Origin of the sequence: Bradyrhizobium sp. NC92, assembly GCF_025200865.1 — a bacterium.
In the GTDB taxonomy this organism is placed as follows: domain Bacteria; phylum Pseudomonadota; class Alphaproteobacteria; order Rhizobiales; family Xanthobacteraceae; genus Bradyrhizobium.
The window spans coordinates 1155006-1172572 of the sequence record NZ_CP104171.1 but is presented as its reverse complement, the minus strand read 5'-3'; the positions used below and the strand labels follow the sequence as shown (position 1 = coordinate 1172572).

Sequence of the window (17567 nt, the reverse complement as noted above, 5' to 3'; positions counted from 1 at the left end):
CTCCAGCACGCGAGTCCCTCCATGTATCACCACGTCAAGAAGCTGATGTTCACCGTGCGCGTCGACGAACCCGATCCGCGCTTCGGCAATATGCTCCTCGAGCAGTTCGGCGGCGCCAACGGCGAACTTGCGGCTGCGATGCAATATTCGATTCAGGGGCTGAATTGCGAGGATCCCGACCGCAAGGACCTCTTGATGGATATCGGCACCGAAGAGCTCAGCCATCTCGAGGTCGTCGGTTGCCTCGCCCGGATGCATCTTGCGCCCTCGCGGAACGACCGCCAGGCCGCGGAGGCCGATCCGCTGATTGCGATCGCCGGCGGAGGCGGCGTCAATCTGTTCAACTCGCAAGGCAATCCCTGGACCGCCGACTATCTCAAGATCACCGGCGAGCTCGACGTCGATCTCCGCAGCAACATCGCCGCCGAAGCGCGTGCCAAGATCGTCTACGAGCGCCTGATCAATTTCTGCGACGACGCCGGCAGCAAGGACGCGCTGCAATTCCTGATGACGCGCGAGATCACGCATATGAAGGCGTTTGCGCGCGCGCTCGAGAGCCTGTCGAAGCCGGCCTTCAGCATCGGCCGGATCGCCCCGACGCCCGGCCTCGTGAACCAGTATTTCAATGATTCCACCGGCAGCGGTGATCACGGCGAGATCGACACCCGCGGTCCTTGGAACGAAGGCGAGGACTGGGTGTTCACGGAATCGCCTGCGCTTCAGTCCTCCGATCCCGGCGCTGCCCCGTCGATCGTCGCGGAGAGTTCGCCGCCCGTCGACGAGGCCGGCCTGACCGATCTGATGCTCCATGAGCTGCGTGATATTCTTCATGCCGAGAAGCAGCTGACGAAGGCGCTTCCCAAGATGGCGCAGGCCGCCCGATTCGATCAGCTGCGTGAACTGTTCGAGCAGCATCTGGCCGAGACCGAAAATCAGGTCGAGCGCATCAACGAGTGCTTCGAGCTGCTCGGCGAGAACGCTCGTGCCAAGCCTTGCAAGGGCATGATGGGCCTGATCGAGGAAGGCCAGGAGGTCATGAAGGAAGGCGAAGAGAAGGAGGACGCGGCCGCCGACCTCGCGCTGATCTCTGCGGCGCAACGCGTCGAGCATTACGAGATGGCCGGCTATACCACCGCGCGCAACCTCGCGCAGCAGCTGCGCCACAGCGCCATCGTCGCCCTGCTCTCCAAATCCCTCGCCGAGGAAGAGAATGCCGATCTCCTGCTCAACCAGGTCGCGCGATCGCTGATGTCGGTCGCGAAAATGCCCGCCGCGCTGGAGCAGGCCGAACAGACCTAAGCCGATCGCAGCGCGTATCCGGTCGAACCCAAGCCGCCTCGCGTCTTTGCGGGGCGGCTTGGCACGTCCTGCCTGTGGCATACACCTTGCCTCTTGATGCCGGACAATTCCGGACAGGAGGTATCCTTGAGCGTTTCACCCCTCGATAAGAACCGCCGCCGCGTCGTGCTCGGAGGCCTCGGTGTCGCCGGTATGGCAGCATTTGCTCCATGCCTCGCCTGGGCGCAGGGGCGAGCTGAGACGCTGCTGGTGGTGCAGGAGCTCGGGCCGAACTCGCTGGACATGCAGGGCGTCGGCTCCAACCAGACCGTGAACGGCCTGTCCTGGAATTGCTACGACCGTCTGCTCACCTACGCCTCCAAGACGCTGCCGGACGGCACGCTGTCGTATGACCGCGAGAAGCTCGCGCCCGAGCTCGCCGAGAGCTGGGAGGTCGCGGCCGACGGCATGTCCTGCACCTTCCGCCTGCGGAAGGATGCCAAATTCCACGACGGCTCGCCTGTGACCGCCAAAGACGTCAAATGGTCGTTCGACCGCGCCGTGAAGGTCGGTGGCTTTCCGACCTTCCAGATGTCGGCGGGGTCGCTGGAGAAGCCGGAACAGTTCGTGGTGGTCGACGACCACACTTTCCGCATCGACTATGTCCGCAAGGACAAGATGCTGCTGTTCAACGTCGCCGTCGTCGTGCCCTTCATCATCAATTCCGAGCTCGCCAAGAAGAACGCGACTCCGGAAGACCCGTGGGCGCTGGTCTGGCTGAAGAACAACGAGGCCGGTGGCGGCGCCTACACGATCGAGAGCTGGAAGCCGGGCAGCGAGACCGTGCTGACGCGCTTCGACGACTGGAAGAGCGGGCCGCTGCCGAAGGTGAAGCGCGTGATCGCACGCGACGTTCCTTCCGCCGGCACCCGCCGCGCCATGCTGGAGCGTGGCGATGCGGATATCTCCAGCGGCTTTGCGCCGCGCGATTTCGAGCAGATCATCAGGGAGGGCAAGGTCAAGGTCTCGGGCGTGCCGATCCCGAACGCGCTCTGGTACGTCGCGCTGAACACCGCCAAGCCGCCGTTCGACAATGTCAAGCTGCGCCAGGCCATCGCCTGGGCCATGCCCTACGAGCAGATCCAAACCAGCGCCTTCTTCGGGCGCGCCGTTCCCATGTATGGCGGCGCGGCCGAGGTCTCAAAGCCGGTCTGGCCGCAGCCATTTCCTTTACGTCACCGATCTCGACAAGGCCAAGGCTCTGCTGAAGGAAGCAGGCTTCGAATCCGGCCTGGAGACCACGCTGTCGCTCGACACCGGCACCGCCACCGTCGGCGAGCCGGCCGCGATCCTGATCCAGGAGAGCCTCGCCAAGATCGGCATCAAGGCTTCGATCGAGAAAATTCCCGGCGCGAACTGGCGCACGACGCTGAACAAGAAGGAACTGCCTCTCGCGCTCAACCGCTTCAGCGGCTGGCTCGATTATCCCGAATATTACTTCTACTGGAATTTCCACGGCAACAACTCGATCTTCAACATCTCCTCGTACAAGAACAGGGAGATGGACGCCCTGATCGACAAGGCGCGCTTCACCACCGATGCCGCGGAATACGACCGGACCGTGAAGGATTTCATCGCGCTCTGCATGCGCGACGTTCCCGTCGTTCCGCTCAACCAGCCGATCCACGACGTTGCCATGCAAAAGGGTGTCTCCGGCTACGAATTCTGGTTTCACCGCGAACCGGACTACCGCCAGTTCGCAAAAGGCTAGTTCCGCCGGGCGACGCTGACGGTGCGTGAGGCAGCTCGCGCCTGCGCGGTCGAAAAGCCGCGCTCCAGGCGCGCCGCGCTCGCATGCAGCATCGCCGCATCGAGCCTGCCCTGTCGCGATCCTTGCAGGGCGCAGGCAAAGACCCGGTAGAACTGCGCGCCATCATATGCGACCAGCAACAGATCGACGCCGGCATTGACCGCCTCGACCACGGCCTTGCAGACGTCGTTCTGGTAGATCGCGCCCATCACGAGGTCGTCGGTCATCACCACGCCCTGGTAGCCCCACGTCCCGCGAATGATCCCATCGACGACGCGCTTCGAATGCGAGGCGGCGCGATCGGGATCGACGGCGGTGAGCGTGACGTGGCCGACCATGAGCGCGCTGCGCGAATGCGACAGCACCTCGCGGAACGGGCGCCAGTCGGCTGCCTCCAGCTCCTTCACCGGCGTGTCGAGATTGGCGCTGAAATGATGCGTGTCGGTGCGGACGCGGCCGATGCCGGGAAAATGCTTGAGCGTGGCGCCGACGCCGGTCTCTTCCAGCCCGCGCACATAGGCGCTGGCGATGGTGCTGACGACGGCGGGATCGGTCGCAATCGCGCGCTGGCCGATCAGCGTGTGGAAATCGAGACGGTTGCGCCGCGCCGGCGGCTTGAGGTCGAGCACCGGGGCGAGATTGAGGTTGACGCCGACTTCGGCAAGCTCGCGGCCGTGAATGCGGCCGAATTCCTCAGCCTTGGCCCGCTGATCGTCGGGGGCGAGCCCCGTCAGCGTCGCCAGCGCCGGCACCTTCGTCAGCGGCGGTGCAAGATGCCCGACGATGCCGCCTTCCTGATCGGCGGCGACGACCAGCGGCGGCAGGCCGGCTGCCCGTCTGAGATCCTGGAGCGCCGCGATCTCGGCCCGCAGCGCCTCGATGGTGCGGCCGCGGATATTGTGCCGGGTGACGTAGACGCCGCCGATCAGGCCCTGCCCGGCAAGACGCGCCACCTCGGAAAAAGAGGAATAGCCGACCATGAAGTGGGGCCCGAGCTGCCGCGCCTCGACGGCGCTGGCGCCGAGAACGTCGTGCTTGCGCAGCTCGAACGTCAGATGCGCGGCGGACATCAAGACAGGCGGCAAGCACCAGAGCATGACGAGCGCCTTGCCGGCCAAGGTGCGCCAGCGGCCTCTGCGCAGCAAGAGAACGACGATTGCGATGCTTGCGACGACAAGAGCGATGTTTCCGGCGCCGCGCAACACGAGCAGATACGGATCGTTCTTGTTCGCGGCCAGAAATGCAACGAACGGCGCGGCGAGCCAGAGCAGGATGAGACCGATGCGGTTGAGCAATTGCATGATGCGTCACTTGCGAAAAGCGATGATGCTTCGCACCTATCAAAGCACTTCGCGTCGCGCGAGGGCCAAAATCGCGCCTGCACGAAAACTGCAAAAGACTCCTGAAACCGTGCAGACGATGGCCGCGGCTTCTGCGCAAACGCCGTTCAGAGTTCGTGATGCCACCATTCACGGAGACTTTATGGACATGACGAGCCTGGCTTCGACATCGACGACGGACATCCAGCCTATCAGGCCTTCTGCGCTGTCGGCCAAGCTTGCAATGGCGCTGCTGCTGGCCGCGCTCGCCGACTGGCTGTTCTACGGCCAGCGGATCGGGCTGTCGCTGACGCTGTTTGCGATCGCGACCGCCTGCGTGTCGGTGCTGTTCAATCATGCGGCCCTGGACTTCAGGCGTGCGGCGATCGGCGGCGCGATCCTCACGCTCGGCGTCGTCCCGGCCGTGGAGGAGCTCAACACGCTGTCGCTCCTGATCCTCGTCGCGTCGCTGACGATTGCCCTGTTGCTTGCGACCAATCCTGATACGACCGAGCTCACCGAACGCGCCCGTGCGCTGCGCAATTTCCTCCTGCTCGGTCCCTTCAGGTTCTTCCTCGACGCGCCCCAGGTCTTCAACATGTCGGCGTTCACCCGCGGCATCGCGCTCTGGCTGATGCCGGCGGCACTCGGCACCGTCTTCGTCGCACTGTTCGCCGCGGCCAATCCGGTGATCGAGCAATGGGTGTCCCTGCTCAATCCCAAGGTCATCCTCGAGTATGTCAACACGTGGCGCGTTCTGTTCTGGACCTTGATGCTGGCCCTGGTCTGGCCGTTCATCCATGTGCGCTGGCGGCGCAAGACGATGGTCACCACCACCGGGGTCGACGGCCCTGTGCCACCGCCGCTGCCGCCCATGGTCTCGGCAGAGTTTCTCGGCCCCTCCACCATCCTGCGCTCGCTGATCCTGTTCAACCTGCTGTTTGCGGCGCAGTCCATTCTCGACGGCATCTATCTCTGGGGGCACGTGGCGCTGCCCGATAACATGACTTATGCGACCTACGCCCATCGCGGTGCCTATCCGCTGATCGTCACCGCTTTGCTCGCCGCTGCCTTCGTGCTGGTGGCAATGCGTCCGGGCGGGCCGGCGGAGAAATCGAAGGTGATCCGGCCGCTGGTCTATGTCTGGGTCGGGCAGAACGTGCTGCTGGTCGCTTCCTCCATTCTGCGGCTCGATCTCTACGTCGGCATCTACATGCTGACCTACTGGCGCATCGCGGCCTTCATCTGGATGGGCCTGGTGGCGCTTGGGCTGATCCTGATCGTCGCCCGCATCGCGCTCAATCGCTCCAACCGGTGGCTCGTCTGCGCCAACCTGATCGCATTAACGATCGTGCTCTATAGTGTCTCGCTGGTGAACTTCGATGCATTCATTGCCGACTATAATCTGAAGCACAGCAGCGAAATGGGAGGGAACGGCGTGAAGATCGATGCCAACTACCTCCTCACGCTCGGGCCGCAGGCGCTGCCTGCGATCGACAAGGTCATTGCGCTTCGCGGCGGCGACTACTGTCTTGCGGGACGTCGAGATCGGCTTGTAGAAAGTCAACGGCAGGACCTCGCCTGGCGGGCCTCGGGCTTCCGGAGCTGGCGGCTGCAGCGCCGGCTCGACGCTCAGGTCAAGGTGCAGCCCGGCAATCAGCCGGCGGGGTGAGCGGAGAGTTTCTTGGCGCATCGCATTCTCATCGTCGACGACGAGGGCCATATCCGCGAGGTCATCCGCGTCGCCCTGAAGAAGGCCGGCATGGACGTGATCGAGGCGCGCGACGGCAAGGAGGCGCTTCTCCGCTTTGCCGCCGACAGGCCCGACCTCATCGTGCTCGACATCGGCATGCCCGAGTTCGACGGCCTCGACGTCTGCCGCGAGATCCGCAAAGGCTCCGACGTGCCGATCCTGTTCCTGTCGGCGCGCGATGAGGAGATCGACCGCATCCTCGGCCTCGAGATCGGCGGCGATGATTACGTGACGAAGCCATTCAGCCCGCGCGAGCTGGTGGCGCGGGTCAATGTCATCCTGCGCCGCCTCAGCCCGCGCAATGGCGAGGCCAAGGCCGGGCCCACCGCGCTCGCGCAAGGCGGCCTGCTGATCGATCCCGAGCAGCACGTCGCAACCTTCGCCGGCACGCCGCTGAAGCTGACCGCGATCGAGTTCGGCATCCTGCGTGCATTCCTCACCCGGCCGACATCGGTGTTCAACCGCGAGCAGCTGATGCGCGCGGCCTATCAGCTCAACATCCAGGTCTCCGACCGCACCATCGACAGCCATATCCGCAACATCCGCGCCAAGCTGGCGGCGCTTTCCTGCGACAACGTGATCGAGACGATCCACGGCGTCGGCTTCAAGCTCGGCCGCTGCGAGAAAGAGGCATGAGCACAGCGCCCGACAAATGGCGGCCCTCGCTCACCCTCGTGATCTTCACGGTGCTGGCGACGGTCGGAATATTGCCGCTGGTCGGCCTGTTCTTCTTCCGTCTCTACGACAACCAGCTGATCCGCCAGACCCAGGCCGAGCTGATCGCGCAGAGCCGCGTGCTGGCGACGATCTATGCGCAGGAGGTCGCGGCCCGGCTCGACGGCGGCCTCATGCTCGGCGCCGAGGTGCCGCCGGGCGTGCTGCCCGATCCCGGCGACCAGGTCACGCCGATCCGCCCCGCGCTCGACCTCACCGCGAACGACCTCTTGCGGCGGCGGCCCGACGCATTGGCCGCGCCCCAGCCGGCGCAAGCAGCCTATGTCGAGATCGGCGCCAGGCTGACGCCGATCATCCGCGAGACCCAGAAGGTGACGCTGGCCGGCTTTCGCATCCTCGATCCCCAAGGCGTGGTGATTGCCGGACGGCAGGAGCTCGGCCAGTCGCTGGCCCATATCGAGGAGGTCGCGGACGCCCTGCACGGGCAATACCGCGCGACCTTGCGCAACCGCGTGCCGGACAAGCCGCCGCCGCCGATCTATTCCTTCAGCCGCGGCCTCGGCGTGCACGTGTTCTCGGCGATGCCCGTGATCGTCAACAACCGCGTCGCCGGGGTGATCTACACGACGCGGACGCCGAGCAACATTTTTGACCATCTCTACCAGGAGCGGGCCAAGTTCGTGCTGGCCGGCCTTGCCGTCATCCTCGGCACGATCGCGATCGGCCTCGTGTTCTCGCGCACCATCACGCTGCCGATGCGCGAGCTGATCGACCGCGCCGCCAGAATCGGCCGCGGCGACCGCGAGGCGTTCCAGCCACTGAAGCATTACGGCACGCGCGAGTTCGCCCAGCTCTCGCACAGCTTCCTCGGCATGGCCGAGCAACTGGCGCGGCGTTCCGACTATATCGCGACCTTCTCGGCCCATCTCACCCACGAGCTGAAATCGCCGCTGACCTCGATCAAGGGCGCGGCCGAGCTGCTGCAGGATTCGGTTCAGGGCAAAGCCGAGGGCCTGACGCCGGCCGAGCAGAAGACCTTCATCGCCAACATCCTGTCGGATACCCAGCGGCTGGAGGCGATGGCGCAGCGGCTGCGCGAGCTCGCCCGCGCCGAGAGCCTGCCGCAGAACGAGCGCACCGAGCTGGCGCCCGTGATCGCCGATCTCAAGAACCGGTTTCCGGCAAGCGCGATCGAGGCCAGCGGCAGCCTCGACCGGGCGATCGGCATGTCCTCGGAGAAGGCGCTGATCGTGCTGTCGCACATCGCCGACAACGCGGTGCGGCACAAGGCCGGGACGATCAGGCTGGAGGCGGTCGACGCGCGGACGACCGTGCTCGTGACGGTCAGCAATGACGGCGAGCCGATTTCGGCGCCGAACCGCGACAGGATCTTTGATGCGTTCTTCACCACCCGCCGCGACCAGGGCGGCACCGGCATGGGGCTGGCGATCGCGCGCGCGGTGATGGCGAGCCATGGCGGCTCAATCAGGCTGAAGCCGACCGACAGCGGCGCGGCCTTCGAGCTCCAGTTTCCGGTTGCCTAGATTGCAAAGACCCAGGCGGCGACGATGGTGCCGATGGTGACGAGACCGGCGATGGTCCAGCCGGCGGCGTATTCCAGCTCAGGATGACCGGTCGCCCGCATGATCTCAACCGGATCGGCGGTATGCTTCTCTGCCATGACAGCCTCGCACGTTTCTTCCCGCGTCATAGATAAGTCGCATCAGCCGCAAAGAGGTTCCATCACGGAAATGCGAGGCATGACGCAGCTAGGTTTGTTCGCCGACCCGCAGGAAGGCCCGGCCGGCCTTCGCTACACGGATGATTTTATCGATCGTGCCACCGAGCAGGATCTGATCGGCCGCATCGCAGCATTGCCGCTCCAGCGCTTTCAGTTCGGCGCCTTCGAGGGCAACCGCCGGGTGGCGTCGTTCGGCTATCGCTACGACTACACGCTGCAGCTTCTGGCCGAGGCCGATCCGATCCCGGACTGGGTGCGGCCGGTCGCGCGCCAGGTCGAGGCCTGGGCGGGGCTGCCGGAGGACAGCGTCCGGCAGGTGCTGTGCACCGAATACGAGGTCGGCGTCGGCATCGGCTGGCATCGCGACAAGCCGCATTTCGACAAGGTGCTCGGCCTGTCGCTGGGCTCGCCTTGCGCTTTCCGCTTCCGCCGGCGCAAGGGCAAGAAGTGGGAGCGCCACACGCTCGCGACCCTGCCGCGCTCGCTCTACATGATGGACGGCGAGGCGCGGTCGCAATGGGAGCACAGCATCCCGCCGGTCGCGGCGCGGCGCTACTCCATCACCTTCCGGACGATGAAGCGGGCCTGACGGGCCGTCCAAAACAAAAACTGCGAAAACAACCCCATGCAAAGTAGAACGCCAGATCCGGCGCGAGCCTCGGCGGCGCCGGACAACGGCTTGACGGATCGGGATAAAACGGCGGCTGCGCGCGGTGCCGGCCAAGGCGCCGCGAATTCGCCTCAAGGCCGGCGGACTAATGAGACGAATTGAAAAGACGGGCCATATCTGCGAGCCAAGACGAGTCCCGCAAGGCCGCCACCCATGAAGAATTATCTGACATTTTTCCTGTTTCTGACCATGACCGCGGCCTCTGCGCACGGACCCGTGCCGGGCCGGCTGCCGCCGCCCTCCGATCTCGTGCAGGTGGGCCTCACCGATTCCGACACCACCGCCGGCGGCACCGCACGGCTATGCGAGCAGGTCACCTTCTCGCGCGGCCTGCGCTATGGCGAGAGCGAGGCCAACGTGCTCGATGTCGCAGCCAGCGCGACCAAGGCCGACACGCCGCGGCCGGTGCTGCTGTTCGTGGCGGGTGACACCTTCACCGGCGACCGCGGAGCGCCGGAGCTGTCGCGCCAGATCCAGGATCAGGCCATGTGCTTTGCCGCGCGCAACGGCATGATCGGGGTCCGGGTCAATTATCGCCTGGCGCCCGCGGCGACCTGGCCGGCCGGCGCGTCCGATGTGGCGGCGGCGCTGTCCTGGGTCCACGGCAATATCGACCTCTTCAACGGCGATGCCCGCGAAATCGTCGCGGTCGGCTACGGCGCCGGCGCCTTCCACGTCGCCACCCTGCTGGCGCATCCGGAGCTGCAGACCGCCGGCGCCGACGTCGCCGGCGTGGTGCTGGTGTCCGGGGTCTACCGCGCCGGCAAGGACGCCAGCGACAGCGAGAAGGCCTATCTCGGCGGTGATGCCACCCAGTACGATAAACGCTCGGTGTTCCCCGGCATCCTCAATGTCGACGTGCCGATCGTGCTGGCCTGGGCCGCGGACGATTCCGCCGGCCTCGTGGCGCAGGGCGAGACCCTGAAGAAGACGCTGTGCGGCGCCGGCCATTGCCCGCGCAGCACGCTGCTGCGCAGCCGCGACGGCATCGCGAGCGCCTTCGGCCTCGATGGCTCCGGCGAGAGCCTCGCGGAGCCGACGCTGCTGCTGGTGCATCAGCTCGAGGCGCGGGGGTTGCCGTAACGCGTTGCGGCAACACGCCTGCCGCTTTCATCGAAGCGCGCTCCCAGCCACACGATTGCCAAACGCTTGACCTAGATCAAGCGGCCTTGGTGGGGATTGAGCCGACCTCGTTTGGGGGCCAACCACAGGGCATCGAACATGCGCGTCATCGGCAGGATGCTGTTCGTTTCCGCGATTGCCGTCGCATCGCTGGGCGCGATGTCGCAGCAGCAACACTCGGTTCAACCCGCAAGCGACCAGGAGATCCGCATCGGCAATGTCATGCCGTATTCGGGGCCGCTGTCGGAGTTCGGCGCGATCGGCCAGGCGGAAGCGGCCTATTTCGACATGGTCAACGCGCGCGGCGGGATCAACGGCCGCAAGATCCGGTTCATCACCCGCGACGACAATTCCGATCCGGCGACCGCGCTGGAGCTGACGCGCAAGCTGGTCGAGACGGACGGCGTGCACCTGATGTTCGGCTCGTTCGGCACGCCGGGCAATCTCGCCACGCGCCGGTACCTGAACGAGAAGAAGATCCCGCAGCTGTTCGTTGCCACCGGCGACGAGGAGCTGAGCCAGCCGAACGCGTTTCCCTGGACCATGGGCTGGCAGCCGTCGTTCCGGTCGGAGGGGCGCATCTATGCCAACTACATCCAGGCCTATTACCCCAGAAAGAAGATCGTCGTGCTCTGGCAGAACGACCAGTTCGGACGCATGCTGTACAAGGGCATCCAGGAGGGCCTTGGCGATCTCAACCGTCACGTTCTCGTCGACATCGCCTTCGACCTTGCCGATGAGCATCTCGACGGGCACATCTCGATCCTCAAGCGCGCCGGCGCCGATATCTTCGTCTTCCTCGGCGTGCCCTCGACCGCATCCAAGGTGATCAAGCTGGCAGCGTCCATGAATTGGCGCCCGGTCTTCATCGTCAACGATGCCTCCGCCTCGATCGCCAATGCGATGGCGCCCGCGGGGCTGGAGAATTCCGCCGGCGTGATCTCGGCGGCCTTCCTGAAGGATCCGAGCGATCCGGCCTGGAAGAACGATCCCGCCATGAAGGACTGGTTCGCCTTCATGGACAAATACCATCAGGTCGAAAGCACCAACAATAGCGCAGCCGTCTATGGCTACGCCGCGGCCGAGGCGCTGACGCAGGTGCTGAAGCAATGCGGCGACGACTTTTCGCGCGAGAACATCATGCGCCAGGCGGCCTCGCTCAGGGACGTTAATCCCTCCTTGGCGTTGCCCAACATCCGGATGAGCACCTCGCCGAACAATTATCTGCCGATCAGGCAGATGCGGCTGGTGCAGTTCGACGGCCGGTCGTGGCAGCAGTTCGGGGACGTGATCGAGACGGCGTTCACGGAAGGCGCGGCAAGGTGAGGTGACTCTGACCCTCCCCTGGAGGGGCAGTGCTGTCGCATTTGAGAGCTTTTCCGTGCGGCCATCCTTCGAGACGCCCGCTTTAGGCGGGCTCCTCAGGATGAGGACGGAGTGCGCGGAAGCAGTTTCAACTCGCACTGACGCCAAATAGCCTCATTCCGGCTTAAGCGAGGCCAGCGCGTCTCCAGCAGCGAGCGCACGCGGGTCCTTTTCGTTTGATCACGGATGCTTAAGATCGGCGCGACCTGCAGCCGCTCCGACGGGAGAGACCCATGACCGAGACCATCCGCATCAAGCGCTTTGTCGCACGTCCCGTGATCGTGCCGATGAACCTGCCGCTCCAGACCTCGACCGGGGCGGTCGCCAAGGCGCCGCTGGTGCTGATCGACTGCGAGACCGACCACGGCGCGACAGGCCATGCCTATCTGTTCTCGATCACGCCCTCGGCCCTGAAGCCGCTGACGGCGATGGTCACGGAAATGTCAGACCTCGTCGCCGGCGACGAACTGCTGCCGTTCGAGATCGAGCGCAAGCTGAGCCGGCGCTTCACGCTGCTGGGCCTCGCCGGCCTGCAGCGGCTGGCGCAATCCGGCATCGACATGGCGGCATGGGACGCGCTGGCGCGTACACGCGGCCTGCCGCTGGCCCGCCTGCTCGGCGGCGCACCGAAGCCGGTGCGCGCCTACAATTCGAAGGGCCTCGGCATCATGCCGGCGGGCGCCGCGGTGGAGGAAGCGCACAAGCTGCTGGCCGAGGGGTTTCACGCCGCCAAGATCCGCGTCGGCCGGAGCGATGCGCGGGAGGACCTCGCCGTCGTGCGCGCGGTGCGCAAGGCCGTCGGCGACGAGGTCACGCTGATGTGCGACTACAACCAGGCGCTGACGGTCACCGAAGCGATCCGCCGCGGCGAGATGCTCGACGACGAGGGCCTCACCTGGATCGAGGAGCCGATCCGCCATGACGATTATGAGGGCAATGCCCGCATCGCCGACGCGCTGCAGACGCCGGTCCAGATCGGCGAGAACTTTGACAGCGCGTTTTCCATGCAGAGCGCCCTCGCCGCGGAGGCCTGCGACTACGTGATGCCTGATGTTCAGCGCATCGGCGGCGTCACCGGCTGGCTGCGGGCCGCATCGCTCGCCCATGCGGCCGGCATCGAGATGTCGTCGCACCTGTTCTCGGAGATCAGCGCGCATCTGCTCTGCGTGACGCCATCAGCGCATTGGCTGGAATATGTCGACTGGGCCGACGCCGTGCTGGCAACGCGGCTGCAGATCAAGGACGGCTTTGCGGTGCCGAGCGAGGAGCCCGGCAACGGGATCGCCTGGGACGAGGCGGCGGTCGCCAAATATCTCTTCAAATAGAACGACCTCCTACGGCCGAACGGCGGCAATCATGTTCAGCTCGACCGGCGCCCCTCGCGGCAACTCGGCGACACCGACCGACGTCCGCGTGTGACGGCCGCGATCGCCGAGACGTTCGATCAGCCGGTCGGAGGCACCGTTCATGACTTGCGACTGCTGGGTAAATCCGGGCGCTGAAGCAACATATCCAACGACTTGCAAGACCTGGACGATCCTGTCCTCGCCGCCCGTTGCGTTGTTGATCGCCGCAATGCAGAGATCGGCGCAGAGGGCCGCAGCCTCCTGCGCGGCCGCGATATCGACGCCAGCGCCGACCTTACCTGCATACAGCAGGTCCTCGCCGCGACGGGGCAGCTGACCGCTGACATAGGCAATTCCATCATGGATGATCACCGGCAGATAGTTGCCGCCGGGCTTGTTGATGCTGCTCATCTTGAAAGCCTGCCTTCTTTTCATCTCCGGCACAGCGACGCATTTCGCCGAACGCCGTAACCCGATCGCACCAGGCTCGTTGCCGTGGTGGCCGACCGGACAATGGCAGGCGGCGAGTCGTGGATCAAGGCGGTGCAGATCCAGCTCCGACAAGACCTCGCCTGCATGCATTGCACGGCGGCGGTGCGCGGGAGCAAACGCGACGTTCCGTCATCCTGAGGCGCGAGTGGCGCGATGCAAATGCATCGCGCCGGGAGCCTCGAAGGACGAACGGCCCGGATGCAGCGAGGCCGTCGCCCTTCGAGGGAGGCGCCTTGCATGATCGTCTGCGTGCGCGTGAGCTTGATGTCGGGACCAAAACCTTCCGCGGTGGCAAAGTCCGCGGTGCAGATCAGGAGGAAACCGAGCTCCGGCTCGCGCAGGGCCTTGTAGAACTCGGCATAGGCGCAGCGCGTCACGTCGAAAGCGAACGCGTCATGCGTCTGCTCCACGATGTCATAGGCGAGTGCATCGTCGCGGGCATAGGTGCGGAAGGCCGAGGACACGGCCTTGCCGAGATCGCGCTCGTTCTTGGCCTTCCAGAATTCCTCGCCGAAGCGGCGATAGAGATCGCCGAGCGCCTTGCGCACCAGCGCGTTGGCGCGCGTCTCGCCGAGCTCGGCCTGCAATGCCTTGACCAGCGGCACCAGCACCTGCGCCTGGATCTTTGCCTGTTCGATGACGGATACGGTCATGGCAGCCTCGCGTCGGAGACACTATCGTAGACCTGATGGAGCGTGCGCGTAATCCGGGGCGGTGCCCGAGGGGATAGAGCCCTGGATTGCGCTGCGCTCCATCCAGGCTACGGATGTTCCAACGATACCGAGGAGGCCGCACCAGTCCGTCTACGCTCTTCGAGCTACGCCGGACACGCCTTGCAATGAGATTCCCGGCTTGCCGAGCCGAGCTCGCGGCGGCAGCCCGCCTGCGCCCGTTGGGCTTCGGCGCGGCATCCTTCACTCGCTTCGCGAGCGAAGGATGGTGGGCACGACAGGGATCGAACCTGTGACCCCTACCATGTCAAGGTAGTGCTCTCCCGCTGAGCTACGTGCCCTAGAGGTCATTTCATCGGTGGGGTCCCTATAACGGCTCAGGGGACCCGGCGCAAGGACGGAACGGGGCCGATTTAGGCCGCCAGCATCTTGTTCACTTCGCTGACCAATTCGCGCAAATGCACGGGCTTGGACAGCACCTTGGCGTTCTTGGGGGCGTCCGAATCCGAGTTCAGGGCGACCGCGGCAAAGCCGGTGATGAACATGATTTTGATGTCGGGATCGAGTTCCGAGGCCCGGCGGGCCAGCTCGATGCCGTCCATTTCCGGCATCACGATGTCGGTCAGCAGCATCTCGAACGGCTCTTCCCGCAGCCGCTGATAGGCGGCCATGCCGTTGTCGTGGGACGAGACCTGAAAACCGGCGTTTTCCAGCGCCTTGACCAGGAAACGGCGCATGTCGTTGTCGTCTTCGGCGAGCAGGATCTTTGGCATGGCAGGAAACGTCGAATCCCCAGAGGATATCAGCAGAGGTCACTAAGCCCGACAGAGGGTAAATTTGGGGTGAAAATCTTAACCCTGCGGCGGCCCCGCTGCCGGCTCTTTGTGGACCGTAACGAACTCCGAATCAATCGAGCCGGATCTGCGGGTCCACATCCCGATGCCCGCACGGTTAAGACCTGTTCCAATCGGCCAATACATCTTTTCGCTTGGCAGAATGGTTGCGATTCCGGACAATGACGACACAGAAGAGCCGCGTGATCGGCCGAATCATTGAATCCGGAGCTTCTCCGGATCGTGCGGCACGAAGGGACGAAGCCTGAGAAGATGACCCGGTTTGACGGCGACATGTCGCCAGCCTTCGAGATCTTCGAGCCCGCCGAATGGCGTGCGCCTGTCATCTTCAACTCGCCGCATTCCGGCTCGACCTATCCTGAGGAATTCCTGGCGGCCTCGCGGATCGACCTGCCGACGCTGCGGCGGTCGGAAGATTCGTTCATGGACGAGTTGATCGGCCATCTGAGCGCGCGCGGCTTTCCGACGGTGCGGGTCAACTTTCCCCGCTCCTATGTCGACGTCAACCGCGAGCCCTATGAGCTCGACCCGCGCATGTTCACGGGCCGCCTGCCGAGCTTCGCCAACACCCGCTCGATGCGGGTCGCCGGCGGCCTCGGCACCATTCCGCGCGTGGTTGGCGACGGCCAGGAAATCTATCGCGACCGCATCCTGGTCGATGATGCGCTGGGGCGCATCGAGACGCTGTACAAGCCCTACCATCGCGCGCTGCGCCGGCTGATCAACAAGGTGCACCAGATGTTCGGCACGGTGGTGCTGGTGGACTGCCATTCGATGCCCTCGGTCGGCGTCAGCAGGGACGAGCCGCGCCGGCCCGACGTCGTGATCGGCGATCGCTACGGCACCAGCTGTACGCCGCTCTTGCCCGATCGCGTCGAAGAGACCATGAGCGGGCTCGGCTATTCGATCGGCCGCAACAAGCCGTATGCCGGCGGCTTCATCACCGAGCATTACGGCAATCCCGCAAGCGGCCTACACGCCGTGCAGCTCGAGCTCAACCGCGCGATCTACATGGACGAGCGGCGGCGCGAGCGCAGTGCTCGCTTTGCGCAAGTGGCCTCCGACTTCGGCGTTCTCGCCGACGTGCTGGCGACCACGATTCCGTTCGCCGACCTCGGCCCGTTCCAGGCCGCGGCGGAATAGGACTCAGCTTCTCTCCAACGACGAGATCTTGCGCGCGAGTGCGCTTTCACTTCGCAAGCTTGCGCGCCCCAAAATGAAAACGGCGGGGCTAAGAAAAAAGGGCCGCTCGCGAATGACGCAAGCGGCCCAAGTCTAGGGAGGAAACGCCCAAGGAGGGCAAGCGGTAACGCAGAGCGCTACCGCACCGCAACAATATGCGGCCGCGCCGCACAAAGTGCAAGGGCTTTTGCGCCGTTTCCCATGCAAATCGCACATGGCTCAATTGCTTCCATGGAAACCCAGATTCAGTTCCTTTGATAAGGAAATTCAATGGGTTGATAGTCGTTTGCATACGAACAAGGCAACCTCGGAACTAAGTTTTCAACTCCGTGATCGATATTTGGCCAGCAGATGACTGGAATGGGGCAGCCGTGCTCGGCATCCAAAATACCAGGGCGCAACATCAAGACAGCGCTGCACGCGGCAGGCGAATTGAGCTAGGCAGGAGGCAAGCTTCATCCAACCTTCGCTTCGAGGATTTCGCCTGTGACGGTGATCGACTTCTCCGCCTTCATCGGTCGGCTTGCCACCGCCTCCGGCGAAACCATCCTGCCGTTCTTCCGCACCTCGCTGTCGATCGACGACAAGAGCAAGACCAAGGATTTCGACCCGGTCACCGAGGCCGACCGCGCCGCCGAGGCGGTGATGCGGCGGCTGATCAAGGCCAACTTCCCCCAGCACGGCATCGTCGGCGAGGAATTCGGCAGCGAGCGCGAGGACGCCGACTACGTCTGGGTGCTCGATCCCATCGACGGTACCAAATCCTTCATCGGCGGCTTTCCGATCTGGGGCACGCTGATCGCGCTTTTGCACAAGGGCACGCCGGTTTTCGGCATGATGCACCAGCCCTTCATCGGCGAGCGCTTTTCCGGCGACAACGGTTCGGCCAATTATAAGGGGCCGTCGGGCGAGCGCCGGCTCCAGGTCCGCCGCTGCGCTTCACTGTCGGAGGCCACGACCTACACCACCAGCCCGCTGCTGATGAACGAGAGCGACCGCGCCATCTTCGGCCGCATCGAGAGGAGCGCGCGGCTGTCGCGTTATGGCGGCGACTGCTACTCCTATTGCATGCTTGCCGCCGGCCACGTCGACCTCGTGGTCGAGACCGAGCTGAAGCCCTACGACATCGCGGCGCTGATCCCGATCGTAACCGGCGCCGGGGGCGTCGTCACCACCTGGGAAGGCAAGCCGGCCCAGGGCGGCGGCCGCATCATCGCGGCCGGCGACGCGCGGGTTCACGAGGAAGCGTTGAAGCATTTGAACCAATAGCAAGGGAAGCGGAGGGCTTG

14 protein-coding genes, 1 tRNA gene and 2 pseudogenes are annotated in these 17567 nt (G+C 64.8%); 11 read left to right on the top strand and 6 right to left on the bottom strand.

Features of this window, described 5'->3' with window-relative positions:
- Window positions 1-21: 21 nt before the first annotated feature.
- On the top strand, window positions 22-1299 hold the full coding sequence (locus tag N2602_RS05500; RefSeq protein ID WP_260382007.1) for a DUF892 family protein: 1278 nt from the start codon (window positions 22-24) through the stop codon (window positions 1297-1299).
- Window positions 1300-1395: 96 nt separating this feature from the next.
- Window positions 1396-3049: pseudogene (locus N2602_RS05495) on the top strand (ABC transporter substrate-binding protein).
- Here N2602_RS05495 and N2602_RS05490 read toward each other — a convergent pair.
- On the bottom strand, window positions 3046-4389 hold the full coding sequence (locus N2602_RS05490; protein ID WP_260382006.1) for a glycoside hydrolase family 3 N-terminal domain-containing protein: 1344 nt from the start codon (window positions 4387-4389) through the stop codon (window positions 3046-3048). The pseudogene N2602_RS05495 and the gene N2602_RS05490 sit on opposite strands and share 4 nt — an antisense overlap.
- A 187-nt stretch (window positions 4390-4576) precedes the next feature.
- On the opposite strand from N2602_RS05490, the gene N2602_RS05485 reads away from it, so the two are divergent.
- Genes N2602_RS05485 through N2602_RS05475 form a run of 3 tightly spaced genes read left to right on the top strand, consistent with a single transcriptional unit; the run spans window position 4577 to window position 8379 of the window.
- A complete protein-coding gene (locus N2602_RS05485; protein WP_260382005.1) occupies window positions 4577-6079 on the top strand; it encodes a DUF4173 domain-containing protein in 1503 nt (500 codons plus the stop codon).
- A 12-nt stretch (window positions 6080-6091) separates the two neighbouring features.
- Window positions 6092-6796, top strand: a complete 705-nt coding sequence (locus N2602_RS05480; protein WP_172784975.1) for a response regulator transcription factor — start codon at window positions 6092-6094, stop codon at window positions 6794-6796.
- Window positions 6793-8379, top strand: a complete 1587-nt coding sequence (locus N2602_RS05475; RefSeq protein ID WP_260382004.1) for an ATP-binding protein — start codon at window positions 6793-6795, stop codon at window positions 8377-8379. The genes N2602_RS05480 and N2602_RS05475 overlap by 4 nt, the downstream gene beginning before the upstream one ends.
- Here N2602_RS05475 and N2602_RS05470 read toward each other — a convergent pair.
- A complete protein-coding gene (locus N2602_RS05470; protein ID WP_165935896.1) occupies window positions 8376-8516 on the bottom strand; it encodes a hypothetical protein in 141 nt (46 codons plus the stop codon). The two genes, N2602_RS05475 and N2602_RS05470, sit on opposite strands and share 4 nt — an antisense overlap.
- A 79-nt stretch (window positions 8517-8595) precedes the next feature.
- Here N2602_RS05470 and N2602_RS05465 point away from each other — a divergent pair, with 79 nt between their 5' ends.
- From N2602_RS05465 to N2602_RS05450, 4 genes are all read left to right on the top strand, one after another.
- Entirely contained in the window at window positions 8596-9165 is a 570-nt protein-coding gene (locus tag N2602_RS05465; protein ID WP_260382003.1) for an alpha-ketoglutarate-dependent dioxygenase AlkB, read from the top strand.
- 234 nt (window positions 9166-9399) lie between these two features.
- The gene (locus N2602_RS05460; RefSeq protein WP_260382002.1) at window positions 9400-10329 is read left to right on the top strand and encodes an alpha/beta hydrolase; all 930 of its coding nucleotides are present in this window, start codon (window positions 9400-9402) and stop codon (window positions 10327-10329) included.
- Between the two features lie 138 nt (window positions 10330-10467).
- Window positions 10468-11694 carry an ABC transporter substrate-binding protein gene (locus N2602_RS05455; RefSeq protein WP_260382001.1) on the top strand — a complete coding sequence of 409 codons (1227 nt, stop codon included), beginning with the start codon at window positions 10468-10470 and terminating at the stop codon, window positions 11692-11694.
- 272 nt (window positions 11695-11966) lie between these two features.
- Window positions 11967-13058 (top strand): enolase C-terminal domain-like protein, encoded by a 1092-nt coding sequence (locus N2602_RS05450; RefSeq protein WP_260382000.1) that lies wholly within the window; start codon window positions 11967-11969, stop codon window positions 13056-13058.
- A 9-nt stretch (window positions 13059-13067) separates the two neighbouring features.
- Here the strand turns inward: N2602_RS05450 and N2602_RS05445 are convergent, their stop codons facing one another.
- The 4 genes and pseudogenes from N2602_RS05445 to cpdR all read right to left on the bottom strand — a co-directional run bounded on the left by N2602_RS05445 (window position 13068) and on the right by cpdR (window position 15015).
- Window positions 13068-13490 (bottom strand): RidA family protein, encoded by a 423-nt coding sequence (locus N2602_RS05445; protein ID WP_260381999.1) that lies wholly within the window; start codon window positions 13488-13490, stop codon window positions 13068-13070.
- A gap of 305 nt (window positions 13491-13795) precedes the next feature.
- A pseudogene (locus tag N2602_RS05440) lies at window positions 13796-14224 on the bottom strand (L-2-amino-thiazoline-4-carboxylic acid hydrolase); the annotation flags it as partial.
- A 284-nt stretch (window positions 14225-14508) separates the two neighbouring features.
- Window positions 14509-14583: transfer RNA gene (locus N2602_RS05435), tRNA-Val, on the bottom strand.
- Between the two features lie 72 nt (window positions 14584-14655).
- Window positions 14656-15015, bottom strand: a complete 360-nt coding sequence (gene cpdR, locus N2602_RS05430) for a cell cycle two-component system response regulator CpdR (protein WP_007597092.1) — start codon at window positions 15013-15015, stop codon at window positions 14656-14658.
- Between the two features lie 333 nt (window positions 15016-15348).
- On the opposite strand from cpdR, the gene N2602_RS05425 reads away from it, so the two are divergent.
- The gene (locus N2602_RS05425) at window positions 15349-16239 is read left to right on the top strand and encodes an N-formylglutamate amidohydrolase (protein ID WP_172784984.1); all 891 of its coding nucleotides are present in this window, start codon (window positions 15349-15351) and stop codon (window positions 16237-16239) included.
- A gap of 525 nt (window positions 16240-16764) precedes the next feature.
- A complete protein-coding gene (gene hisN / locus N2602_RS05420; RefSeq protein ID WP_260381998.1) occupies window positions 16765-17547 on the top strand; it encodes a histidinol-phosphatase in 783 nt (260 codons plus the stop codon).
- Window positions 17548-17567: the final 20 nt, after the last annotated feature.